Here is a 25,709-nt window from a genome sequence, read left to right on the forward strand (position 1 = left end):
TCTCCATCTTGCTTTCCAAGAGAGGTGACAACATGGCCGTTATACAGCATACGGAGGAAGATGTAAAATTGCTTGCTCGTCTAATGAGGGCTGAAGCTGAAGGGGATGGCGAACTAGGCATGCTGATGGTTGGTAACGTTGGTGTGAACAGGGTTCTTGGAGACTGCTCCGATTTCACAAAGATTAGGAATCTCAGGGAAATGGTGTTTCAAAGCCCAGGCGGATTTGAAGCAACCCAGAAAGGTTACTTTTACCAACGTGCGAGAAAACAAGACATCGACTTAGCACGCAAGGTGATTAATGGACAGAAACAGAACCCTGCTAGTAATTCACTTTGGTTTTTCCGGCCGGAAGGGAGCTGTCCTGCCCAGTGGTTTGGACAATGGAATTCTGGTCGCTATAAATCTCACTGTTTCTTTAATCCAACAGAATCAGAATGTCCAAGAGTATATTAAGTTACCATTAGTAGCTGGAACTGCCACTGTGGGGAGCTTTACATTTTAAGGGTGTCTAGTAAAAAGTTATTCCCCATGTGTGGAAGTTATAAAATACTAGCTTTTACAACCATGAAAGGAGAGGTTTCGAACATGAGTAATGAAGAAAATCGCAACCAACCACAACAAGGGTATTATCCAGGCTACACCCCTGGTGCTCAAGGTGTACCAGGAGCAGAACCCGTTGCTGGAGCAGGCTATAATCCAGTCCCAGGGGTAGATCAAGTTGGCGGTGCAGGCTATTATCCAGGATATGGTTACAATCCATATTATCAACAAGTACCATATGGCTATCAAGCCGGAGGGCAATTTCCACAAGTACCAAATGCCCCTCAAGCACCAGTTTCAGAAGTTCCAGGTATGTTGCCGACAGAGGAATCTTACATTGAAAACATACTACGTCTAAACAAAGGCAAGGTCGCAACAGTATACATGACCTTTGAAAACAACGATCGTTGGAATGCAAAGATTTTTAAAGGAGTACTGGAAGCTGCTGGTCGGGATCATATTATTCTGAGTGATCCAGAGACAGGAAGACGTTACTTATTATTAATGGTTTATTTAGATTACGTCACTTTTGATGAGGAATTAAATTACGAATATCCTTATGGTGCTCCAGGCTTAGCAGCTTACCCTCCAAGATAATTCGTAGTGAACCCTTGCTGTAAATGCGGCAAGGGTTCTTTTATCCTTAAACGTGCTTTAATCAAAGATAAGAAGTATAAAAAAATCCAAGAGCTGTCTAGCTTCGGCGCCTAGCCCCTCGAGGTCTGACCAAGGCGCTTCCGCTTTTCTAGGTTGCCTCTAATCCTAAAAGAAGGAGGTTTGACGATGCGACATCCCTATAAAAAATTTGCACAATTACAGTTATTCATGATCGTCGTTACTGTGTTCGTTGGTGTCTTGGCACTCGCTTATCAACATTTGTTTCTTGCCCTGTTAACATGTATTTTCTTAGCACTAAGTTTCCTCTTTGAGGCATTGGTTGAGCTGAAGAGAGGCAGGACATACTTGTTTGGCCAACAATTACTTCGAGCGATTATCATCATTATCTTTGTTAGTTTTATTTACTTTAAATAAATTTCATTATCGCATACCCCAACACAACCCAGCCGATTAAAAAGGCCACGCCGCCGAGCGGTGTAATCATCGCAAAGGTTTTGATCCCTGTCGGGGCATAAATATATAAACTACCGGAAAACAGAATGATTCCAGCTAAGAAAAACCAGCCAGCTGTGGCAAAGTTAGTCCCTTGGTATTTCGTTAACAATAAACCAATGATAAATAATGCGACCGTATGAAACATCTGGTAATTAACAGCCTTCTCCCAAGCTTTTAACGCCTTTTCTGGTATTTTCCCATCTAGCCCATGCGCCCCAAATGCACCTAACGCAACAGCAAGAAAGCCGTTAATAACGGCAACTAACAAAAAAAATTTCATTATACTTCCCCCATTTAATTAAAAATCAAAGATTGAATCTCCATTTGCCTCTTCGTCTTTACTTGTGGATTTTGGTTTTGCTAAACCAACGTCCCCCATCATAGCACGTAATTCGATTTTGTCCTTGCCTACTTCTGATTCCGTCTTCCCTACCCCTTGTCCTTCTTCCTCTAAAACTAAATCACAAAGCAATTTCACTGCTCGGACACGCTCTCGTACCGTCACTTCTTTTCCTGCTTGTGAAAGGGCCTCGTCTATCTCTTTTTTCATTTTCCGTAAGACTGCTTCATAACTAATAGCCATCATTGTCACCTCCCGAGCAAATTGATTTTGATGGTTACTAAAAATTGGTTATGACTATTACCTACCCTATCATAATGTTTTTACTTAGGAGTGTTCAAGTGTGAACAGGAAAATTAGATAGCATCGATTAAATGCTTATTAAAAATGGCATCTAAAAAACTACCACAAGTCAAGGGTGCCTTTGTGATAGTATCAGATGCCATTTGTATATGTATTAAATTCCTTTATGATTATGCTTTTAATTTCTGTTCTTCTCTATGCTGTTCATAGAGCCAGACTAAAAAGTCCCATTCTTTTTCGTCTACTGTTCGATTTAGCTTTTCTTCAATACTTTTCACAAAAGAAGTGAAGTTTTCCATGACATAATCCCCCTAAGTTCTAGCAAACGCATCCCATTAAAACGCTTACTATACAATTTCATTTTAAACTTAACCGTTCCAACCAATCAATCAAAAGTGTAAACAGACACAGAAATTGTTTCATTTTACCTAGTGAATTTTGCTTATATAATTTAAAAAAATTGGTTATTTTTACAAGTAATTCTGTGAACGATATACCCACATGGATAAAATATTAAACCTTTTTTTTAGTATTTTTAACTAATTAATTTTTCAAATCAATATGTAGAAAAAAACTTAAAAATTCAGTCAATATATAGGTCACTGCACAAAGCTAGACAGTAGTATACTCTTCGTGATCAGCGAGTTGTTTTAGAGGGTTGTTTTTAAGAAAAGTCGTTTAACCGTTGGATGCGCTCGCTCGGGCATGTATATCGGGGTTTGTTACCGTTTACCGGAAAGGCTATCCTTTTTTCATTATAGATGGTAGGTGGTTTCTTATCTTGTAACAAAAGCGAAAGTCGCGCCTTGCCCACCCTTGAAAAGTAGATGGGGACGGTTTATTGCCCCCATAATAATAACAGACTTGTTACGCTTTCTTTTTTGTCTCTTTTTTCTTTTTAACCGGACTTTTTGGTTTCGTAAGTTTTTTCGTTGACTTTTCTTCTTGCACTTCAGCAACATCGTTCGTATCTTTCTTAATGATTGTTTTCTTTTTGGTCGCTGCTTTTTCTGGTGCTTCTTGCTTTGCGCGGTCTAAAGACGCTTCTAATGCCTCCATAAGATTTGTTACGTTCGTTGGAGCTGTTTTATCTTTAGCCGTCGTTACCTCTTCATTGTTTTTCTTTGCTTCAATTAATTCTAATAATTGAACACGGTATTGATCTTGATACTTTTCCGGGTCAAATTCAGTTGATAGTTGATCAATTAACATTTTGGCCGTTGCTAGCTCTTTTTCCGGAATGTCTGTTTCAGCTGGAACGTTCGGAACATCTTTGACATCGCGAACTTCATCAGGGTAGTGGATTGTTTCCGCAACGAGTGTGTTACGATAAACACGAATGGCCGCTAATTGTTCTTTTGAACGAATCATCATTCGAGCTACCCCTATCTTGCCCGTTTCTTGTAGGGCCTCCCTTAGTAACGTATAGGCTTTCGCACCACCCTCATTTGGTGACATATAGTAGCTTTTTTCAAAATAAATTGGATCGATTTCTTCCAACTGAACAAAGTCAACAATTTCCACTGCTTTTTCCCCATGTTCTTGTTGGATTTCAGCCAAGTCTTCATCAGATAATACGACAAATTTATTTTTAGCATACTCATATGCGCGGACAATTTCTTCTTGTTTTACTTCTCGGTCACAGACAGGACAAACTTTTTCATATTTGATTGGGGATTGACATTCATCATGTAATTGACGCAGCTTCACATCTTTATTCTCGGTTGCTGCATGCAATTTGACTGGAATGTTGACTAAGCCGAAGCTTATCGTACCTTTCCACATTGTGTGCATTCGTCTTATCCTCCTTTTCGCTTAGTTTGGCGGCTTTTTTACTTTTTATCCTTTGCTCTAAACATTGCAGACTCGCTCCTACGAGTATAACTCTCGACTAGCGGTGAAAACTAAGAAGAGAGGTGTTTAGCTTATGATGCAACCAAAACCGAGTGAAGCAATTCCTAAAGGAAAAGAGTGGTGTTACGAGGTTAAATATGATGGTTTTCGTGCTCGTTTACACTGGGATCAGCACTCGATAACATTGATAAGTAGGAACGGAAAAGATTTAACGAATAACTTCCCTGAGATTATTGCCTATTGTCAACAAAAAAGCGACGAAGTAATCGAGCTTCTTCCGCTTCAATTTGATGGAGAAATTGTCATTCTTAATACAAAATTTCAAGCCAATTTCGAACACTTGCAACAGCGTGGCCGGTTTAAATCTGCTGAGAAAATTACACGTGCCGCCACTCGCCGGCCAGCCCACTTTTTATGCTTTGACATACTTCAAATAATGGGAAAATCACTTGTGAATCTGCCGTATCAACAACGGAAAAACAAGTTGAAAGAAACGTTTTGTGCATTACATTTAGATTTAACCATCAGTTGGTACCACCGGTTAGGATTTGTCGCAGAAGATAGTAAAGCAGACGAGATTTGGCAAACACTTTTTGATCATCTCGGTGAGGGGATAGTTGCGAAAAGGTTAGACAGTAACTACACGGAAGGCAAAACACATGGCGATTGGTTTAAAATAAAAAATTGGCGTGTCATAAGTGGTATTTTAACAAGCTATCACCAGGAAAATGGGTATTTCTCTGTAGCTGTTTACGGCAAGGATAAGCTTGTCACCGTTGGCAAATTTAAACATGGTTTAGAAGGAGAAGCGCTTACAACAATAAAACAATTACTCCATACAAAAGGAATAAAATCCGGCAACACCATCCACCTTCCCCCAGCCATTTGTGTTGATATCCATTGTTTAGGATTTAGTGAAGGGGAGTTCCGTGAACCACAATTTAAACAATTCCGTTTCGACCTTGAACCAGAAGCATGTACGGTGAAACTAGTAAAGGATAGTTTATCCCAATTTCCAGCAACGATTACGTTAACAAAGCAAGCAAAAATTTTTTGGCCAGAATCAGGTACGACAAAAGGAGATTTGCTACGGTACATTAGGCAAATTGCTCCGTACATGGTTCCTTTTACACGGAATAAGGCGCTGACTGTGATTCGTTGTCCTGACGGGGTCAATGGTGAATTTTTTTACCAGAAGCATCTACCAGATTACGGGCCTGACTATGTTGGGGGGATGAAGCAAGGGGAGGAAATCTTACTGCACGCCGGAAGTATAGATGCCCTCGTTTGGCTTGCTAACCATGGTGCAATCGAATATCACGTTCCCTTCCAACTCATGGGTGAATCTATCCCAAACGAAATTGTGTTTGATTTAGACCCGGCAAGCATTGATGACTTTGATGTCGCTGTCTATGCAGCAACGTTATTAAAAACCATGCTAGATCAATTTAAGCTAAAATCGTTCGTTAAAACTTCCGGCAACAAAGGGATGCAGGTTTACGTCCCGATTCAAAAGCAAAGTATGACTTACGAGGAAACGGCCGCATTTACACAAAGCATAGCCTTTTTACTTGAGAAGCAGCATCCTGACCTTTTTACAACAGAGCGTCTTAAAAAGAATCGAAATAACCGGTTGTACATCGATTATATTCAGCATGGCAAAGACAAAACATTGATTGCCCCTTATTCACCAAGAAAGACAAAAGAAGCTACTGTCTCGACACCACTTTTTTGGGAAGAAGTAACGAGCAACTTAACACCCACAGCATTTACCGTAAACAATGTTGTTGCACGGGTGAAAGACCAAGGCTGCCCCTTCTCAAGTTACGAGGAAGCAAGAGACACACAAGACTTATCTGTAGTAAAACAGTTCTTAAGTGAAACATAACAAAAGCGCAAGGCGGGCTTAGCATACGTTAAGCTAGACAGCTCCAAAAAAAACTAAAGGGGGGCATGATTTAATCACTGCCCCCCAAGTTTTACGCTTATTCAAATGTTATTGCCCAGTTTCCATCTCGAAAAATTTCCTCTTTTTTCCCATCCTTCGTAATTCCATCAATCGTTAACATTGCTGAGCCAATCATAAAATCTTCATGAATTAAACTGTCGTTAACACCATGCTTATCCATTTCTGTTTTATTCATTTCAGGACCATTCGCAATATTGGTCGGATATGCCTTGCCTAATGCTAAGTGGCACGATGCATTTTCATCAAAAAGTGTGTTAAAGAAAATAATATTGGACTGAGAAATTGGTGACTGATGTGGTACTAGTGCAACTTCACCTAATCTTCTTGCCCCATCTTCATCGGTATCGAGCATGTTCTGTAACGCTTCTGCCCCTTTTTCAGCAGAAAAATCAACTACTTTTCCATCTTTAAACGTTAAGGTGAAATTTTCAATTAAATTCCCACCATAGCTTAACGGTTTTGTACTTGTTACAGTTCCGTTTACCCCATATTTATCAGGCATCGTAAATACTTCTTCTGTAGGCATGTTTGGGTTAAACTCTGTTCCCGCAACGGATGTTGTTGAGCCACCGTGCCAAATATGGCCTTCAACCAGATCGATTGTCAAATCTGTTCCTTCCGCTTGATAAATAAGCGATTTATATTGCTTTTTATTTAAATAGTTACGTGCTTGTCGCAATGTCTCGTTATGTTGTTTCCACGCTTCGACAGGGTTTTCTTGATCGACACGACAAATCCGGAATATTTCCTGCCATAACTTCTCCTTTGCCTCTTCGCCCAGAAGGTCTGGGAAAACCTTTTCTGCCCATGCTTTTACCGGATAACCAACAATCGACCAGGTGATTTTATCATTCATTATGTAGTCGCGGTATTCACTTAATGCTGCTGCACTCGCCTTATTCACTGCTGAAATACGTTCTTGTTCTACCCCTTTTAACAAATCAGGGTCTTCCCCGTAAATCGTAAGGAGACTATACCCGTCTTTCACCATATCCTCTAAGCCTTGCACCCGCCATTCCGGAAAATTTTCTAGCACATCCATTGCAGCATGTTTCATCTTTTGATATGTCATTGTTCCATCATTCCATTCAACATGGACATTCTTCGCGCCGGCAGCATATGCTTCTTTTACAACGAGCCGGGCAAATTCGGCAGCTTCAACTGGTGTGTTCAAGATCAAGCCTTGGCCTTTTTGCAAATTGACTCCTGTCTTAATTGCTAATTGCGCATACTTTTCCAATAAACTTTGACTAACCATGTTTGACATCTCCTTTTTCTAACCTTCAACTTGGACTCGCATGGATTTGATTGAGTAATCATCCATGCTATTTTCATTATTTATTAGTAGTCCAGTATTGGAAACCACTTTATGTTAAAATTTTTAATTATTTTCCCCTTTATTATCCTTTAACACTTTAGTCAGTTCTTCTACTTGGCCATCAGCCTGGTCTCCTTTTTTGCCACCGGAAGTAAACCAGCCAACCAAAACGATTGCGATTAATACGCCGTAGAAAAACAGCTTCCACCAGACAGAATGGGCGAATTCATAGGGCAGAATACCAATATCTTTATGCGCTAGCACATTCACCGTTAATTTAACCCCAACCCAACCAACAATAACGAATGCAGCTTTTTCAAGGCTTGGGCGCTCTTTCAACAATTTGACAAAAAGTGCAGCAGCGAATCGGATAACTAGTAACCCTGCAATACCTGCTAATACTATGACAACAAATTTAGCTGCATCCATGCCACCAATTTGACCTAAACCTGTCTCTGGCAATGCAATCACTAATGCTACTGCAGCTAAAATGGAATCAACAGCAAACGCAATATCGGCAAATGCAATCGAAGCAATCGTGGCGCGGTAACTTTTATTCTTTACTTCTTTCTCTTCGTGGTCTGACTTCATTAAATGCTTTAAAGCGATAAAAATTAAGTAGGCTGCACCTATTGCCTGTACTTGCCAGACTTGGTATAAAAACGAAATGATAAATAACGAACCGACCCGGAAGACAAACGCCATTAGTAATCCCATATTTAATGCTTTCTTTTGCTGTTCTTCCGGCAGATGCTTTGCCATAATTGCTAATACAAGTGCATTATCTGCAGACAAAAGCCCTTCTAATGCGATTAAGACGAGCAGTACCCACCCATATTCGAACAAAATTTGTACATCCATACTATCCTTCACTCCTCTGTTCATAAAAATTTATAAAAACTAGACCAAGTTTAACTGCAATAAAAATATGGTCTTTCACCTTTGGTAAAAGACCATAAAAATAGACCTTTACCGCTGGTGGTAAAGGTCTCGCTAACAACGTTTGAGTTGCCAATTAAGCCGGAGATTACTCTCGAAATGACGACTTATATTGTCCAGCTACTCCCCTTTTCTTATATACTTATCATAATAATTCCAGTGTTATTTGTCAATTAATTTATAGGGAGACCTTTTACCTAATCGACTATCAGAGTAAGACAAACCTAGTGTCCCCCGCCCCAATTTGCTTATACTAACAAAAGCGCAAGTCGCGCCCTGCTAGACCGCTCTCGGATTTTTCTCTTAAGATATCATTTACTTACCCCACAGCAAAGTTTGAATAAACAATTACACAATCGGATTAGTGACTTGAGTTAATTCGGCTTTGCATCGTACCTGTGAGTTGCTTTACTAATGCTTGGCTTTCTTCTTTTGACTGACTACAAACACCATAATAACTTTTTATTTTCGGCTCGGTTCCAGACGGTCGCAAGCACACCCAGCTATTTTTCTCTAAAATGAATTTTAATACATTTTCTTTCGGTAACTCGATCGCTTCAACTTCACTTGTTGCAATGACTGTACGCTCACTCGTTTTGTAATCCTCGACCGCAACAACGTTTAGCTCACCAAATTGCTTGATAGGATTGGCGCGAATATCCTTCATAATTGCTTGAATTTGCTCAGCGCCATCCTTCCCTTTTAACGTTAAAGAATCCATTTGCTCAATAAAAAAGCCATGTTCTTCATACAGCGTTTCGAGAGCATCGAGCAGCGTCTTGCCTTGTTTTTTCCAATATTGGGCCATTTCACACGCAACCATGGCTGCTTGAACCGCATCCTTATCTCTTACAAAATCACCGATTAAATATCCGTAACTTTCTTCATAGCCAAATAAGAAAAGTTCATCCGTCGTTTCAAATTGCTTGATTTTTTCCCCGATAAACTTAAAGCCCGTTAATGTATCAATCGTCTCCACTCCGTAGTGGCTCGCAACCGCCCGGCCCATTTCCGAAGTAACAATCGTTTTAATTAATCGGCCGTTATTCCGTTTTTCAACAGGTGTATGGCGCATCAAATAATCAAACATTAATGTACCCAGTTGATTCCCACTTAACACTTGATACGAACCTTTACCATCTTTGACAGCAACACCTAACCGGTCAGCGTCTGGGTCTGTTCCGAATAAAATATCAGCATCCGTCTTAAGTCCTTTTTCAATGGCCATTGTGAACGCTTGATGCTCCTCGGGATTCGGTGATGTAACCGTTGAAAATTCAGGGTCTGGCACGGCTTGTTCTTCCACCACGTGAACGCTTGTAAAGCCTAATTGCTTTAACCCTAACATGACTAAGTGATAGGCCGTTCCGTGTAATGGGGTGAAAACAATGTTCAAATCAGACTTTATTTGCCCATCTGCTTTTCGGACTGAAATTGTTTTCAGCTTATCAAGGTAGGCATTATCGACTTCCTCACCAACCCATTCAAGCAAACCACTTTTTTCAATTTGTGTTTGATTTTCAACCGCTACAGTCAGCTCATTGGAAACCGCATTCACCTTGGAAATAACCGCTTCTGCTTGTGCAAGAGGGAGCTGACCGCCATCTTCATTATATACTTTAAAACCGTTATATTCTGGTGGATTATGACTGGCTGTAATCATCACCCCTGCCGCTGCACCTAGATGTCTAACGGCAAAGGACAAAAGTGGCGTTGGTCTAAGCGTTTCCACAATGTATGTCTTAATGTTATGCGCGGCTAATACCTTGGCAGTCTCGATTGCAAATTCTTTCGACATATACCTAGAATCATACGATACAGCAACACCACGGCTTTGATAGCCAGCTACATTTCCTTCCAAATAATTGGCTAATCCTTCAACAGCTTTTCTTACGGTATAAACATTCATTCGGTTCGTACCAGGACCAAGAATCCCCCTCATTCCACCAGTTCCAAAGCTCAATTGTTTATAAAAAGCATCCTCAAGTTCTTTTTCAGAATGAACCATTTGCTTTAGCTGCTCAGATAAGTTTACATCTAGTTCAGAAAAATTTGCCCACTTTTGATATGTATCCTTCCAGTTCAATTAATTTCCTCCTTTATTTATCCACATTATGCTAAAAATTTTATCACAACTAAGACTGATTATCTAATAGACTCTGAAGTACTTTTCTCTTGTTTCTATGAAATTAATATTTTTGCAAAATATATGCATAATAGTTTAATTCTATCAATGCTGGGTATGCTATACTAATGAGAGGTATGAAGTCTATTAAAGGTGTGGTGTTATGCTCGAAAAGAAATGGTTTCAAGTGCTTATCGTTACTATTCTTGTTTTTCTATTGATTTTACTAGTATCCTTTGCTGATTTTGTTTTCGGACCGATTCTTGCCTATTTAGGAGCAATTGCTGTTCCATTTGTAGGTGCTGGTGTCTTGTATTACATCACACGGCCAGTTGTTAGAATGTTAGAAACATTTAAAGTTCCAAAGATACTTAGCATTTTTATTGTCTTTCTACTACTTATTGCTGTTGGATACTTTGTCAGTACCTACATCGCTCCAATTGTTGAACAACAATTTGCACGAATTATTGACAACGTTCCTTTGATGATAGAATCAGCGGAAAACGTTATCCTCTATTGGCAACAAAATCAAGCATTAATTCCGAATCAAGTCGAGGATATGATTCAAAACTTTACATCCAATTTACAGCAAAATGTTGAAGGATTTTCAACTTTCTTGTTCGGCTTTATCGCTAACGTATTTAATGTGATATTTTCAATTGTATTAATTCCCTTTTTCTTGTTTTTCATGTTAAAAGATGATCGAAAATTCATTCCATTTATTACGCAGTTCTTTAGCAAGAAGAAAGCGGAAAGTTTGCGAAGATTACTAGGTGAAATTAGTCATACATTGGCAGCGTTTATTCAAGGCCAGCTAATCGTTAGCTTCTTTGTTGGGATTGCCTTGTTTATTGGGTATTTGATTATCGGCCTCAATTTCTCATTAACACTTGCCATTTTTGGAATGATTATGAATGTGATTCCATTTATCGGTCCCTTCCTTTCTGTTATACCGGCTATCATTGTCGCTGTCTTTCAAGACCCAATTATGGTTGTCTACGTAATCATAATCATGGTCATCGCCCAACAGTTAGAAGGAAATATTATTTCGCCTAACATTATGGGGAAAGCGTTAAGCTTACACCCTTTAACCATTATTACCTTAATTCTAGGGGCAGGCAGTTTAGCAGGAATCTTGGGATTACTGTTTATCATTCCAACATATGCGGTAATTAAAACAATTATTGCTCATTTTTACTTCGAATGGAAAAAAAATCGAAAAGCTGAAGCATGATAGTAACATTTAACACTGAAAAAACCCTTAGGATTCCTATAACGGGTTCAGTTTCGGGAGAGAAAAATGCTAATAACATTAGAAATAACACAATGATTAGCATACATTCCGAACTGTATTTCGCAGCACAAACAGCAAACAAAAACGCTCAGAAAAATTCTGGGCGTTTTTATCGTATTATTTATTTTCTTGTTAAACATAAGCCACCCGTTACTTTAAGTGTAATAGTTCACAAACAAAGCTTCCTGAATTCATATTTTACAACAAAATAAGCCCAGTTATTATTAGCTGGACCATGGTTAATGGTTATTTAAATTTCACCAGTAAATTACATGCCGATGATATGGTATTCTGTGTGGACCATTTAATTCTCTCCAACTTCCTTTAGTAACTGGCTAATTAGCTTTTTGGATATCCGAAATTTTTTTAAAATTAGCAATTGTATCAGTGGTTTAATTTCATTAATTATTTCTTTTTGTTTTGCAAGTTTTAAAATACCTAGAAGACCTATTGGTTTCAGCATTAATGTTTCAGCAAAATTCCTTGCAGACTTTTCATCAATAATAACAATACTCGCATCAAGTTCCTTAGCTCCGACAATAACTTCTAGCTCTCCTTTATGCAAACGCCCATAGGATTTTACTATAAATCCTTGATCTTTTACTTCATGGACTTTGATAAACCCTTTAGCCACAGCATTTCTTAACTCTTGTTTCCCGATTGCTTGTTCACTACCTTCATTCACAATTTCATTATATACTTCTTGTGGTATATAGATATCAAACAGTTCCCACAGTAGATCAAGACGACCAATGATAGATAACCCAATAATAGGACTAGTATTACATATTGCTTTCATCTTGTTTACCATCTTCTTTTAGTATAAACTCAATCGTTTCATCGTCTTGCTTTTTATGCTCTTCTGTGTACTCAGCCCAATGAATATTATGATCAATTAAAATTTGAATAAAATCTGATATGCTTTTACCACTTAGCTCAGCTGCTCGTGCAAGTGTTACTTTTCTTGCAGTAAACAAATACATGGCCAGTGATATATTAACATCTTCATCAACTGAATTTACATGTGCCCCTTTTAAAAAAGGTAAGAATTCAGGATTAATTCCAACTTTTGCTTTTGATTCCTCCATAGCCAATCGTATCATTCCTTTCTTTAATTTTCTGCCTTCATTATAACAATTAATGATTACTAACAGATGAAATCTATCCTTCTAATGGCTATTAAATAATAAAATAAAAAACAATTGACCTTGTTTAACATAAGCCACCCGTTAGCGATTAGCAGAAGTTCCAAATTGAAAAGCCTCTTTATATTCAATGTCTTCCTTATATTTTGCTACACAAAAATCATTCCAAAATTGTTGTACACTATTATTCATACATAATCATCCTTTAGCATTTCTTTATTACACTAACCTGCTAGTTAGTTGAACAAGCTCGTTCTGTTTCTCTATCTATATTTTAACATAAAATCCCAAAAGGCATTTATAAACAGGACCAACTCACTATTAGCATCATAAATGACGTTTAAAGTAACATGGCATTTACCACTCGTTTTAGCACCTTAATTTCAAGCTGTACATAAATCTATGTACCTTTGTTAAAAAGGTTGCTATTTGTAATGTGAATTCAGGTGTTAAAAACTAATAAATGTTGTTATATCAATAAAAATAGGAGTACAAAACGCTATGCGATTTGTACTCCTATTTGGTGTGTTATTTACTGTTTTCTCTCCTAGAACTGAACCCTTAGGATTCCTAAGGGTTTTTTCTACACTTAAAACCTATTATTCTGCTGTTTTTATCTCTTCAATAAGCTTATCTAGGATCGCTCCATCTACAGTAGATACATTTTCACGGTAGAAGTCACGGACTGGTAATGCTTTTTCTTTAAATGCATTACGTTGTTCTTCTGTTAATTCAATAATTTCCGTTGGGTATTCTGTGTCATTTTTAATTTCTTCAAGGAAACTAGAATTTAGTTCTTCTTGTTTATTAAATACCCAGTCCTGCATCTCGGTAATTGTTTCGGTCACGACTGTCTTCAAATTGGCAGGAAGACTGTTGAACCATTCCGTATTAGCAGTTGTCATCGCTACATAATTGTTATGATTAGAGATTGTCATTGTGTCTTGTACTTCGTTGAAGGAAGCATCATAGATAAAGAAAATTGGGTTTTCTTGACCTTCAACTGTTCCACGTTCTAACCCTGTGTATAACTCACTCCAACTTAATGCTTGCGGTGCAGCACCGTATGCTTTATACGACTCCATCATTAGTGGTGATTCTTGTACTCTCATTTTTAATCCATCAAAATCTTTAGGCTCTTCAATTCCAACATTACTAGTCCACGCCATCGCACCTTCTGTCCAGTAAGCTAACGGGGAGATACTATACTCTTCATATCTTTCTTTTAAGTCAGTATTTAACGCTTCACTTGTATTTAAAATGTCTTGTGTTTTCCTTTGATCAGACGGGAACAAATAGTGTAAGGCAAATAACTGTCCCTCTTTAACCATTCCACCAGTGAAACCAGGTGACATGACAGCAAGCTCAACAGCACCGTCTTGTAGTTGTTTCACTTGGTCAACCTCACTACCTAATCCACCGTATTCGTACGGCTGAATCGTTACTGCACCACCCGTTTTCTCACTGATGCGATTTGCAAATTCTTCTGCATACTCATATTGCACTTGGCCATCTAATTCTTCTGTAATGAATCTCCATGTTTGTTTTTCAAATTCTGGTTCATCAGCAGCATCGCCACTACCTGAATCGTTTGAATCATTAGTAGTTTCTCCACCATCGTCAGAACCGCCGTTATCAGCCGAACCCGTGTCTTCCCCGCCACCACATGCAGCTAGGAAAAGACCCATTACCAATACAAAAATCAACATAAGTAATTTTTTCTTGTTAAAAATGTTAAAAACCCCCTAATTATTTTTTAAAAATTTATGGATGAAGGATACCATTGTTAAAATTGGAATCCTTTTTAAAATGCTTACGTACGTTTTCTAACACCTGATTACAATAGCATTAGTGATAATTGTGGGAAGAAAACGAGTAAGAACCCAATTCCAATTAATATTGCTATATATGGTGGTGTACCTTTTATTACATCCAAGTACGATTTATTGAATACGGCACTCGCTGTAAAAATATCCACCCCAAATGGTGGTGTTGCAGAGCCTAGTGCTGCTTGGAAAGTAATAATTACACCGAGGTGAATCAAATCAACACCTGCTGCTTGTGCGGCTGGAACAAAGATTGGTGTTAATATTAAGATAACAACAATTGGGTCAACAAACATACAGCCAATGAAGAAAAATAAACTAACCATCAATAGCACATAAACAGCACTTGGGTCATTACCGAGCACTGCTTCGGTAATTTGCTGTGGAATCATCGCATAGCCGAGCACCCAAGTAAACACCTGACCTCCTGCGACAAGCACAAAGACTGCCGACGTAACTAACCCTGTCGATAAAGCAATTTTCGGTAATTCTTTAATATGAACAGATCGAAAAATAAATACTTCCAAAATAAAGGCATATAGGACAGAGACACCGGCTGCTTCTGTTGGTGAAAATAATCCCGAGTAGATTCCTCCGATAATAACAACCGGAAATCCTAACGGCAATAAAGCCTTTCTCGTAAAGAAAAAGCGATCTTTCCAGTTCACCTTTTCCGCCAATGGAATATTCTTAACCTTTGCATAAAAGTAACTAAATATGGCAAAACTTAGAAAGACAATAATTCCTGGGATAATCCCTGCAATAAATAATTTACTAACAGACACGTTTTGTCCTGCTGCTAAAGCATAAATAATCATTCCGATACTTGGTGGAACGAGTAACGCTACATCACTAGAATTAATGATTAAAGCAATAGCGCTTGAATCTTTATAACCAACCTTTAACAGTCGTTCACGCATTGGTCTACCGATTGCTACTACTGTTGCTTGAGTTGACCCCGAGATCGCACCGAATAACGTACACGCCGCTGAAGTTGTTACAGCATATCCACCACGAAGGTGACCAACAAATGCTCCGATGAAATCTAACAATCTATTTGAGGTTTTTCCGGATGTCATAATGTCTGCAGCAAAGATAAATAGCGGTACTGCTAGTAGCACTGGAGACTCAATCCCAGTTAATAACTGGTCCATGAGTAAATCCGGCCCTAGTCTCGGATAGAAAATTAATACTACCGCTACTGGTGCAACAATTAACGGAATCATCATCGGGAAATTAAGCAATAGTAAAACAACCATAATCGATATTAATGTTGTTAACATAATTGATTCCTTTCTTATTTACGATGATTTTTCACACTTGGATTTGTTGATCTTCTAGGTCAAGTTTTTCCTTATCGTTGTAATCCTCTGCATCAATACCAATGTACACCTTATCTTTCACTTTAATATTGATCCAGGTATTACGTAAAAACTGAATACCAGCCATAAAAAAACCGATTGGAATAAACACAGCCAATACATATTGAGGGATTTCTAAGGCAGATGTTACTGTTCCACTTTCATATTCCGCTTGTACTAGGGTGAATGAAAATTTTGCTAGCACAAACATGACAATTGCAGTAACAAAGTTTATTAAAATCATCATAAACTTTCTACCTTTAAATGGGAGAAAATCGTAGAAGGCTGACATACTAATGTGTCGCCCTTTTCGTGCAGTATAAGCGATTCCCATAAATGTCGCTATTACAATCGCAAACTTGCTAACTTCAAGGTTAAAATAAAGAGCACTTGAATTAAAAATTTCTCGTAGTATCACATTACCTACAACCATGATTGCTATTATAATGATGGAGTAACTTAAGATAAATTCTTCAATCTTCATAATAACCTTGTCTAAACCTGAAAAAAATTTCAACTTCTGCTTCCTCCTTCGCCAGGATGAAAACCTCAAATCTGTAGAGATTACTATAATGTTACAAAAAGTAACCGCTTTTTTACAACCATCGATAACCTTGATTAATTAGAATATAGAATGATATATCCGTTTTGAGCTAGAATGGTTTGTCTACATTTACAAATAGTCCCATATCCTCTTGTTTCATATCTATTCCTCCAAATTTTCCTTTTTAAACCATAATCCAGTTTATTTTTAAATTGTCTGATTTATTCGAAAACTAAAACGACTACTGTTGACTTGAGTTCAGACGTTAGCATTTTCATGTGTTATTAGTTTATACTAGTACCGAATTATATAGGCGCTGAAGCTTGCGCCGGAGCTGCTTCGCGGTAAATTCCCGGAGTATTCGGACTTATGTGACCCAATTTGGGCTTTCCCTGTCCGAATCGAGCACGTATTCGGACTCACTCGACCCGATTTGGGCTTTCCCTGTCCGAATGAGCACGTATTCGGACTCATCTGACCCGATTTGCGCTTTCCCTGTCCGAATCGAGCACGTATTCGGACTCACTTGACCCGATTTGGGCTTTCCCTGTCCGAATTGAGCACGTATTCGGACTCACTTGGCCCGATTTGGGCTTTCCCTGTCCGAATCGAGCACGTATTCGGACTCATCTGACCCGATTTGCGCTTTCCCTGTCCGAATCGAGCACGTATTCGGACTCACTTGACCCAATTTGCGCTTTCCCTGTCCGAATTGAGCACGTATTCGGACTCACTTGGCCCGATTTGGGCTTTCCCTGTCCGAATCGAGCACGTATTCGGACTCATCTGACCAGATTTACGCTTTCCCTGTCCGAATCGAGCACGTATCTAGGATTATGCATTTTAAAGCAACAAACCTCTCGAAAATAGCTTTAACAAAAGGAGTGGAACCTGTTGAATAGAAAAGAAATTGAAGACAAGATCAATGAAGTTAAATCAGATTATATAAGAATCCAATCAGATCTCGAAAAACTCGATTCTGTTGGGGGCAACACAACAAATGCCGAAAAGCAACTAGCCGCCTTAGAAGAAGAATTATCTAACCTAAATAAACAATTAGCCAATTTAAAATAAGAAAAGCCCAGGCGCCCGGAGCTAGACATAAAAAAGCGAAAGCGCCTTGCTTAGACTAAGGCAGGCATAAGACAAGCCTCGTAATCGCGGTCTTTGCCATTACGAGGCTTGTCTTAACACTAATTATTCCTGATACTATCGAGTTTTGCCTGGATTTTATTATATTCCTTACTTGGTGGTGTAAGACTGACAACTATATCGCCTGATTCGACATTAATCTCGGTATCATTAGCGAAAAACTCCAACTGTTTCGATCGTTTTAAGACGAACAACTGTACCGTATGCTCGTCACGGCCTGCTAAATATTGATCATATGAATAGTGATCAGTAATCGTCGTTTTTCGAAAAACACACCCACCTTCAACCCGGTAAATAAGCTCCTCCAAAGAAATTTCACTTGAAAATAGTGTTCTGCCTCCAATTGTTTTTACCATGTTATCAACGTTTTCACCCGTTGAGCTATCGATATCCACTTGAAAGACATTGTTTCTGCCAAACGTTGGGATAAATGTTGTACAAACGAGCGTATTATACGAGTCGAATTCTGCTGAACTAATCAAGTAATCATACGGGGTCATGTCCAACCTGTACTCCGTTTGTTCTGACAAAATTTCACCATAGTGAAAAGGAACTCCAGCTTTCCGCGCTTTAAGAAGCTTTTCCCAGGAAGAATCGGTGATGATTGTTGGTATGTCCAATTCCCTAAATATGTTAGCTAATGCAACGGAAAAGCTATTGCTTCCTACTAACAACGTTCCTGGTTGACCTTCTGCCGATAGGTTTAATTTTTTTGCTAACCAGCTCATGGTAAATCCGTGGGCACAAACGGTAAAAAAGACAAGGGCAAACGTTAACGATGTTACAATTGCAGCATCTTCAAAGCCTTTTTCAAATAAAATGGAAGCAAAATAACTAGCGACCGTAAGTGCAACAATCCCCCTTGGTGCTATCCAGCCAACGAGAATTTTCTCTCGAATGGATAAATCTGTGCCAATTGTCGACAGGAAAATCGATAGTGGACGAACGAGAAATAACATTAACAGAACATAACCGATAATTCTCAGATTAAATACATCAATCAACGTATCCACCGATAACGAGGCCGTCAACATAACAAAAATCGTCGATACAAGTAAAATCGAGATATTTTCCTTGAAATGCCTCATATCCTTAATCGAGGAAATGTCCATATTGGCAAGGACCATTCCCATCGCCGTTACAGCAAGTAGCCCTGTTTCATCAGCAACCTCCTCGGCAATGGTGAAACAAGCAACAACAGCAATAAATACAGTTGGTGATTTCAAAAACTCAGGTATGTAACCTGCTTCAAACATCCAGCCAATCCCTTTTCCAGATATTATCCCGATTAATACAGCAAGAATCGATGCCAAAAAGAAAAAAAGTAATGCCGTCAAATCCTTTTCGTCACCGGTAAAAAAGACAATGATTTCAAAGGCAAATACGGCTAACAAAGCACCAAATGGATCAACAATAATACCTTCCCACTTCAGAATTTTGGCTGGACGAGGCTTCAATTTCGATTGTCGTAATAAAGGAAGAATGACAGTTGGTCCAGTAACTATGAAAATTCCACCAATTACAAAGGCAACTGCCCAAGAGAGCCCTGCAATATAGTGGGCGGTAAGCGACCCGAGAATCCAACTGACTAACGCTCCCCATGTGACGATACGAAAAACTGGTCGACCTAAACCACGTACTTCTTTAAAATCTAAATTTAAGCTGCCTTCGAATAAGATAATTGCAACTGCAATCGATACAATTGGATGATACAAATCTCCAAAACTCTTCTCTGGATCAATGATGCCGAGTAGTGGACCTGCTAGTAAGCCAACGATTGACATGACTACAATCGCAGGAAGCCTAAACCTCCATGCTAACCACTGCGATCCTACACCAAACAAGCCAATCAACATCAGTTCTAATGATATCGAATCAATCATACCTCTCCCCCTTTCATCAAGGACCACGGGGATGGTGTCCCTAGGCCCTGACTTTCTCACTGTTTGTAGCAAATTGGGCTTTATCATTCTCAAGCATGACTTTTTCCATTATAATTGTAGAAGTCGGACTAAATCTTAAGAACGTCCAACACCGTGGACTTAATCGGAAGTAAAATAGTTAAGCCACCTTTAATGCAGGCAGCAAGCTAGTTTTCTTCCATTATTACCCGATAAAATCATTAGTAAAACATGAAGCATTGTTTAACATGCAACCTTTGCCTATTTAGCATTATCTTTTTGATGATTGTTTATTTACTTAATCATAGTAATACCTCTAACGATCCGTCTCTTCCTGCAATGATTGGCGGTGCAATTGGGTCGTTTACCTGTCTTAAATTTATTTTCAAGTAGAAGGATGGTTCTGATGATAGAAAAAGCAGAGCAATTACTAACCGAATATTACGGCTATGACACGTTTCGTCCTGGTCAAAAAGCTGTCATCCAACATTTATTAGTACAAAAAAACGCACTAGCGATCATGCCTACCGGTGGCGGGAAATCAATCTGTTACCAAATCCCTGGTTTAACGCTAAGTGGTACAGCTGTCATCATTTCCCCTTTAATTTCCCTAATGAAGGACCAAGTAGATGCGCTTACATCGCTTGGCGTTTCAGCAACATACATTAATAGCTCGGTATCTTCCGACGAGCAATATGAAAGGCTAAAAGCATTACGTGATGGACGCTACCAGTTTGTCTATGTTGCACCAGAACGCTTTGAAATACAGTCATTTATTGAAACGTTACGAAGTATTGAGATCTCATTAGTCGCGTTTGATGAAGCCCATTGTATTTCCCAATGGGGCCATGACTTTCGTCCGAGCTACCGGTCGATTGTGTCTGCTTTGGAGAAAATTCCAAACATACCAGTCGTTGTTGCCTTAACAGCGACAGCAACCGACGAAGTAATTCGTGATATCCAAAGGCTTTTACAGATCGATGACCAACAGGTGACAAATACCGGCTTTGCTCGTGATAACTTAGCATTTCAACTAATAAAAGGTCGGGATAAACAAGCATTTATCCTCGATTATGCACAGTCGAGAAACCAAGAATCCGGAATTATTTATGCCTCAACAAGGAAACAAGTGGACCAACTGTACAATTACCTCCGTAGTAAAGGACATTCAGTGGCTAAATACCACGCTGGTCTATCTGAGGATGAGCGAAAAAAAGCACAAAACGGTTTTATTCAAGATGAGTACACGATTATGGTTGCGACCAATGCATTTGGAATGGGCATCGACAAATCAAACGTCCGCTACGTCATTCACTACGCCATGCCAATGAACATTGAATCGTATTATCAGGAAGCTGGTCGTGCCGGACGTGACGGAGAACCAAGTGATTGCATCCTGTTATTTTCGGGACAAGACGTTCAATTGCAGAAATTTTTGATCGAACAGTCATTAGCTGATGAGGATAAAAAAATAAAAGAATACAAAAAGCTGCAAGCAATGATTAACTATTGCCACACGCACAGCTGCTTACAAACATTTATTTTACATTATTTCAACGATTTTTCTGTGACTGAGGACTGTCATCGTTGCACAAACTGTGCCAGTGATTTAGAAAAAAAGGACATGACGCGTGAAGCACAAATGGTTCTTTCCTGTGTTAAAAGAATGGACGAGCGCTTTGGTGCAGGAATGGTAGCTAAAGTGTTAAAGGGGTCTCGAGACCAGAAGATCAAATCGTTTCGTCTAGACAATCTTTCAACCTATGGCTTAATGTCTTCCTACACAGAGAAAGCCATCACCAATTTTATTCATTTCTTAGTCGCAGAAGATATTTTATCAGCTGGTGAACAGCGTTTCCCTATTTTAAAATTAACGAAAAACGCAGAAGCAGTCTTAAAAGGTACCAAACAAGTATGGATGCAAACAGGCTCGATAGGTCCTGCTGACACAAGTAATTACCATCAGGAATTATTCGAAGACCTCCGTATGCTTCGAAAAGAGTTGGCAACAGCTGCCAAGGTTCCGCCGTACGTCTTATATTCTGATGCAACACTGAAGGAAATGTGCCGATACTTGCCAACAACCAAAGACCAAATGCTAAAAGTGAAAGGGGTTGGCGAAAAGAAATTCGAACAATATGGCCCACCGTTTCTTGATGCAATTAGCAATTGGGTCGAAATGAATCCTGATAAAGCTGCAAACAAAAAAGAAGAAACTAGTTCACCAAGTCCGTCTGAACCAATCATGAGGAAAAAGAGCGAGGAGCCAAGTTACTTATTGACCTATAACCTGTTTGATGAGGGAAAATCAATCGAGGCGATTGCTAGTTTGAGAGGGTTAACAGACCAAACGGTATCCAATCACCTGTTTCAGGCTTATAAACATGGAATGGAATTGGATTGGACAAGGTTGTTTGATGATAACCAAGAGCCTGTCATATTAGAAGCACGACAACAATTAGATGAGCCCAAACTAAAGCCACTAAAAGACATGCTGCCGGAAGATTATGACTATACAGCAATCCGCGCCGTGCTTGTCAAAAATGGATGGATGTAAGTAAGATTAAGCCTGCTCCACCCTTCCGAGTTAATGCTATAGAACCAGGATTCAAGTGAAAAGGAATAGCCACCGGCGTTACAATAGCTATTTCGCAGAAGTCAATACAACACAAAGGCTATTCCTTTTCATCTTTTATTCTCTTAATCGCCTCACCTACCGCAACAGCACTTTTTTACGAGTTAAAATCAAGTGCCCATGTTCCATCACGGAAAACAGCTTCTGTTTCTCCATCGGCAGTTACACCGTCAATATTTAAATCAGCAGAACCAATCATAAAGTCGACGTGCGATAGGCTGTCGTTCACACCATTTTTATCTAGCTCTTCCTCATTCATATCTGAACCACCTTCAAGGTTCGTTGGATAGGCTTTACCCAAAGCGATATGACATGAAGCATTCTCATCAAATAATGTGTTATAAAAAATAAGCCCCGATTGTGAAATTGGTGACTCATGCGGCACAAGCGCGAGCTCGCCAAGACGGCTTGAGCCTTCATCTGTTTCCAATAAATGCTTTAATGTGTCATACCCTTGTTCCGCTTTGAAATCGACTACTTTACCTTCTTTAAATGTAAGACTAAAGTTGTCAATCACATTTCCACCATAGTTTAGTGGCTTCGTACTTGAAACCGTACCATTGACACCATATTTATGTGGAACGGTAAACACTTCTTCTGTCGGCATATTCGGGTTAAATGGATATCCATCGATCGCTTGTTTAGCTGAACCACCTTTCCAAATATGTCCCTTAGGTAATTCAAACGCAATATCTGTTCCTTCCGACTTAAAGATAAGCTTTTGATACTGCTTTTTATTTAAAAATTCACGTGCTTTTCTAAGTGTTGCATTGTGCTCATCCCATGCCGCAACAGGGTCATCCTTATCAACACGAACAATTTTGAAAATTTGTTGCCAAAGGCTTTCGACTGCATCTTCTTTAGACTTATCTGGAAATATCTTCTGTGCCCAGTCACCTGTTGGAATAGAAATGATTGACCAAGCGATCCGGTCATTCATTGTATACTGTCTAAACTCCTTCATTGCCACAGCACCAGCTTTTGAAGCCTTCGCAACCTTAGCAGGATCTACATCTTGAAGTAAATCTGGGTTTGTTGAGCGAATTGCAAGTAAAGCTGCACCCTCTTTTGCGTAATGCAAATGCATATCCACTTGCCACTGCGGAATATTGGTGAGCACTTCCTCCGGTGCATTTTCATACTTCAATAACGTTATTTCATCATCGGACCAGTTAATATGTACATTTTTCGCGCCAAGTTCATAAGCCTTCTTCACTACGATGCGCGTAAAATCAACCCCTTCAATCGAGGAGTTAATTACCAACGTCTGTCCCTTTTGCAGATTGACACCTGTGCGCAATGCCAACTCTGCATACTTTTCTTGCAGCTTTTTATCTGCCATTACAATCCCTCCAATTATGTGCAATCGTTACGTGTTTATTATTGCATAGTCTTGGTTAAAACTTCCATTCCCATGGTCTCTAACTTCTACTGGTTTTCGATTTCTTCCACGAGTATGGAAAGCTCTTCCCATCTTTCCATTTTTGCCTCTAATTCCGCTTCTAATTCTTGTTGTTTTTGAAAATGTTTTTGTACCTTCTCTAAATCACTACCCGCTTCGACTATCTTATCCTTCGCTTCCTCAATGGCAAGCTCTAGCTCAGTAATGGTATCTTCTATTTGATCCCATTCCTGTTGGTCCTTATAGGAGAGCTTTTTCTTTCGTTGGGTTTGACGCTGCTCAGGTTTTCCCTTGGTTACCTTGTCTTGCTCTAACTTCTTATCTGCTGTAGTCTTTTCAAGAAGCTCTGAGTAATTCCCGTAAAATAAGTCTGTTTTTCCTTTGCCTCGAAAAACAATTAACTGTTCGACAACACGGTCTAAAAAATAACGATCATGCGATACCGTAATTACCACTCCAGGAAAGACATCCAGATAATCCTCTAATACACCTAACGTCTGTGTATCAAGGTCATTGGTAGGTTCATCCAAAAACAAGACGTTTGGCTCACCCATCAACACGCGTAAAAGATATAATCTACGGCGCTCTCCCCCTGAAAGCTTGCGGATATACGTCCATTGCTGCGATCTCGGAAATAAAAAACGCTCAAGCATTTGTTCAGCCGTAATTGTATCCCCGTCGATTGTATGGATTACCTCCGCTTCTTCCCTGACATATTCGATCACGCGTAAGTTTTCATCCATTTCCGAGTGGTCCTGTGTGTAGTAACCAATTTTTACTGTTGGACCAACGTCAATCGTGCCTTTGTCTGGCTCAATTTTTCCTGCCAACATATTTAGTAGTGTTGTTTTCCCGCTACCATTTGGTCCAATAATCCCAAGCCTGTCATTTGGCGTAATCAAAAGATTAAAGTTATCGACGACCGTTTCACCCGCAAACGCCTTACTAATTCCGTCAACTTCCATTACCTTTTTACCCAATCTAGTTGAACCAACTTGGAAATCAAGGCTTTGTCCCGATGTATCAAAGTTCTTCTCTTTCATTTCTTCGACCCGCTGAATTCTAGCTTTTTGCTTCGTCGTTCTTGCTTTCGCCCCTCGCTGTAACCACTCAAGCTCACGGCGAAGCGTATTCTTATGCTTCTGTTCACTTAGAAGCTCTTGCTCCTCGCGCTCTGCCTTTTTTGTTAAAAAAGTCTGATAGTTTCCTTCATAAATATAAAGATTACCTTTATCCAATTCATAGATATGATTGGTAATTCGATTTAAGAAGTAACGATCGTGTGTCACCAAAATAATTGCACCCTTGTATTGAGGTAAATACCCTTCCAACCACTCAATCGTAGGATTATCCAAATGGTTCGTCGGCTCGTCTAAAATCAATAAATCGGCTGGTTGAATCAGCGCACTAGCGATCGCCACTCGCTTCTTTTGACCACCAGACAAGTCTTGTATTTTCTTGTCAAACGCCGTAATGCCAAGCTTTGTCAAAATCATTTTAGCTGTTGTATTCGCATCCCACGCCCCGTATTGGTCCATTTGCTGTTGAACGTTAATGAGACGGTCTTGCAGTTTTTCATTTTCAGGATCTTGACCAAGCTCAAGCAGTGTCTTTTCATAGCTACGCATGACCTTCATCACGTCAGATTCGCCATAATAAATCTGTTCTAAAACGGTTAAATTCAGATCAAGCACTGGCTCTTGACTGAGGTATTGGACACGAAAATCATTTGCATGCTTCATCTCGCCTGCTTCCTTTGATTCAATGCCCGCCAACACTTTTAGAAGGGTTGACTTTCCCGTACCATTGACACCAATTAAACCAATCCGTTCCCTTGCCTCAATTGAAAAGGAAATGGACTGAAACAATACTTTGTCACCATAAGATTTATATAAATTTTCAACAGATAAGATACTCATTCGATTCACCTTTCACGATGCATACTA

Annotated in this window: 22 protein-coding genes; 7 read left to right on the forward strand and 15 right to left on the reverse strand. The window is 39.3% G+C overall.

Annotation, left to right across the window (positions count from 1 at the left end):
• Nucleotides 1–32: 32 nt before the first annotated feature.
• From NC799_RS07745 to NC799_RS07755, 3 genes are all read left to right on the forward strand, one after another.
• Nucleotides 33–455, forward strand: coding sequence for a cell wall hydrolase (locus NC799_RS07745; protein ID WP_272445832.1), 423 nt, complete (start codon nt 33–35; stop codon nt 453–455).
• Nucleotides 456–587: 132 nt separating this feature from the next.
• Nucleotides 588–1,139 carry a spore coat protein GerQ gene (gerQ, locus tag NC799_RS07750; RefSeq protein WP_272445833.1) on the forward strand — a complete coding sequence of 184 codons (552 nt, stop codon included), beginning with the start codon at nt 588–590 and terminating at the stop codon, nt 1,137–1,139.
• A 186-nt stretch (nt 1,140–1,325) separates the two neighbouring features.
• Nucleotides 1,326–1,574 carry a hypothetical protein gene (locus NC799_RS07755; protein ID WP_272445834.1) on the forward strand — a complete coding sequence of 83 codons (249 nt, stop codon included), beginning with the start codon at nt 1,326–1,328 and terminating at the stop codon, nt 1,572–1,574.
• On the opposite strand, the gene NC799_RS07760 is transcribed toward NC799_RS07755, so the two are convergent.
• From NC799_RS07760 to ku, 4 genes are all read right to left on the reverse strand, one after another.
• Nucleotides 1,567–1,935 carry a DUF423 domain-containing protein gene (locus tag NC799_RS07760; RefSeq protein WP_272445835.1) on the reverse strand — a complete coding sequence of 123 codons (369 nt, stop codon included), beginning with the start codon at nt 1,933–1,935 and terminating at the stop codon, nt 1,567–1,569. The genes NC799_RS07755 and NC799_RS07760 overlap by 8 nt on opposite strands.
• A gap of 18 nt (nt 1,936–1,953) precedes the next feature.
• Nucleotides 1,954–2,238: a YwdI family protein gene (locus tag NC799_RS07765; protein ID WP_272445836.1), complete on the reverse strand. Its 285-nt coding sequence runs from the start codon at nt 2,236–2,238 to the stop codon at nt 1,954–1,956.
• Between the two features lie 230 nt (nt 2,239–2,468).
• Nucleotides 2,469–2,597, reverse strand: coding sequence for a hypothetical protein (locus tag NC799_RS07770; RefSeq protein ID WP_272445837.1), 129 nt, complete (start codon nt 2,595–2,597; stop codon nt 2,469–2,471).
• A gap of 568 nt (nt 2,598–3,165) precedes the next feature.
• On the reverse strand, nt 3,166–4,092 hold the full coding sequence (gene ku / locus NC799_RS07775; protein ID WP_272445838.1) for a non-homologous end joining protein Ku: 927 nt from the start codon (nt 4,090–4,092) through the stop codon (nt 3,166–3,168).
• Between the two features lie 133 nt (nt 4,093–4,225).
• Between ku and NC799_RS07780 the strand changes: the two genes are divergently transcribed.
• A complete protein-coding gene (locus NC799_RS07780) occupies nt 4,226–6,040 on the forward strand; it encodes a DNA ligase D (protein WP_272445840.1) in 1,815 nt (604 codons plus the stop codon).
• 97 nt (nt 6,041–6,137) lie between these two features.
• On the opposite strand, the gene NC799_RS07785 is transcribed toward NC799_RS07780, so the two are convergent.
• The 3 genes from NC799_RS07785 to NC799_RS07795 all read right to left on the reverse strand — a co-directional run bounded on the left by NC799_RS07785 (nt 6,138) and on the right by NC799_RS07795 (nt 10,464).
• Nucleotides 6,138–7,379 (reverse strand): aminopeptidase, encoded by a 1,242-nt coding sequence (locus NC799_RS07785; protein WP_417006671.1) that lies wholly within the window; start codon nt 7,377–7,379, stop codon nt 6,138–6,140.
• 123 nt (nt 7,380–7,502) lie between these two features.
• Nucleotides 7,503–8,300: a TerC family protein gene (locus NC799_RS07790; protein ID WP_272445842.1), complete on the reverse strand. Its 798-nt coding sequence runs from the start codon at nt 8,298–8,300 to the stop codon at nt 7,503–7,505.
• A gap of 439 nt (nt 8,301–8,739) precedes the next feature.
• Entirely contained in the window at nt 8,740–10,464 is a 1,725-nt protein-coding gene (locus NC799_RS07795; RefSeq protein ID WP_272445843.1) for a phospho-sugar mutase, read from the reverse strand.
• Nucleotides 10,465–10,666: 202 nt separating this feature from the next.
• Here NC799_RS07795 and NC799_RS07800 point away from each other — a divergent pair, with 202 nt between their 5' ends.
• Nucleotides 10,667–11,737 carry an AI-2E family transporter gene (locus NC799_RS07800; RefSeq protein WP_272445844.1) on the forward strand — a complete coding sequence of 357 codons (1,071 nt, stop codon included), beginning with the start codon at nt 10,667–10,669 and terminating at the stop codon, nt 11,735–11,737.
• Nucleotides 11,738–12,101: 364 nt separating this feature from the next.
• On the opposite strand, the gene NC799_RS07805 is transcribed toward NC799_RS07800, so the two are convergent.
• The 5 genes from NC799_RS07805 to NC799_RS07825 all read right to left on the reverse strand — a co-directional run bounded on the left by NC799_RS07805 (nt 12,102) and on the right by NC799_RS07825 (nt 16,646).
• A complete protein-coding gene (locus NC799_RS07805; protein ID WP_272445845.1) occupies nt 12,102–12,596 on the reverse strand; it encodes a PIN domain-containing protein in 495 nt (164 codons plus the stop codon).
• The gene (locus NC799_RS07810) at nt 12,580–12,885 is read right to left on the reverse strand and encodes a UPF0175 family protein (protein WP_272445877.1); all 306 of its coding nucleotides are present in this window, start codon (nt 12,883–12,885) and stop codon (nt 12,580–12,582) included. The genes NC799_RS07805 and NC799_RS07810 overlap by 17 nt, the downstream gene beginning before the upstream one ends.
• A 656-nt stretch (nt 12,886–13,541) precedes the next feature.
• A complete protein-coding gene (locus NC799_RS07815) occupies nt 13,542–14,651 on the reverse strand; it encodes a DctP family TRAP transporter solute-binding subunit (RefSeq protein WP_272445846.1) in 1,110 nt (369 codons plus the stop codon).
• Between the two features lie 128 nt (nt 14,652–14,779).
• Nucleotides 14,780–16,051: a TRAP transporter large permease gene (locus NC799_RS07820; protein ID WP_272445847.1), complete on the reverse strand. Its 1,272-nt coding sequence runs from the start codon at nt 16,049–16,051 to the stop codon at nt 14,780–14,782.
• A 31-nt stretch (nt 16,052–16,082) separates the two neighbouring features.
• The gene (locus NC799_RS07825; RefSeq protein WP_272445848.1) at nt 16,083–16,646 is read right to left on the reverse strand and encodes a TRAP transporter small permease; all 564 of its coding nucleotides are present in this window, start codon (nt 16,644–16,646) and stop codon (nt 16,083–16,085) included.
• Between the two features lie 921 nt (nt 16,647–17,567).
• On the opposite strand from NC799_RS07825, the gene NC799_RS07830 reads away from it, so the two are divergent.
• Nucleotides 17,568–17,747: an SE1832 family protein gene (locus NC799_RS07830; protein WP_272445849.1), complete on the forward strand. Its 180-nt coding sequence runs from the start codon at nt 17,568–17,570 to the stop codon at nt 17,745–17,747.
• A gap of 119 nt (nt 17,748–17,866) precedes the next feature.
• On the opposite strand, the gene NC799_RS07835 is transcribed toward NC799_RS07830, so the two are convergent.
• Nucleotides 17,867–19,708 carry a cation:proton antiporter gene (locus NC799_RS07835; protein ID WP_272445850.1) on the reverse strand — a complete coding sequence of 614 codons (1,842 nt, stop codon included), beginning with the start codon at nt 19,706–19,708 and terminating at the stop codon, nt 17,867–17,869.
• Nucleotides 19,709–20,132: 424 nt separating this feature from the next.
• On the opposite strand from NC799_RS07835, the gene recQ reads away from it, so the two are divergent.
• A complete protein-coding gene (recQ, locus tag NC799_RS07840) occupies nt 20,133–22,283 on the forward strand; it encodes a DNA helicase RecQ (RefSeq protein ID WP_272445852.1) in 2,151 nt (716 codons plus the stop codon).
• 175 nt (nt 22,284–22,458) lie between these two features.
• Here recQ and NC799_RS07845 read toward each other — a convergent pair whose 3' ends face one another.
• Together NC799_RS07845 and NC799_RS07850 are read right to left on the reverse strand one after the other, a co-directional pair.
• On the reverse strand, nt 22,459–23,703 hold the full coding sequence (locus NC799_RS07845) for an aminopeptidase (RefSeq protein ID WP_272445853.1): 1,245 nt from the start codon (nt 23,701–23,703) through the stop codon (nt 22,459–22,461).
• Between the two features lie 86 nt (nt 23,704–23,789).
• On the reverse strand, nt 23,790–25,682 hold the full coding sequence (locus NC799_RS07850; RefSeq protein ID WP_272445854.1) for an ABC-F family ATP-binding cassette domain-containing protein: 1,893 nt from the start codon (nt 25,680–25,682) through the stop codon (nt 23,790–23,792).
• Nucleotides 25,683–25,709: the final 27 nt, after the last annotated feature.

The organism is Aquibacillus salsiterrae (assembly GCF_028416595.1).
Lineage (GTDB): Bacteria > Bacillota > Bacilli > Bacillales > Amphibacillaceae > Aquibacillus_A > Aquibacillus_A salsiterrae.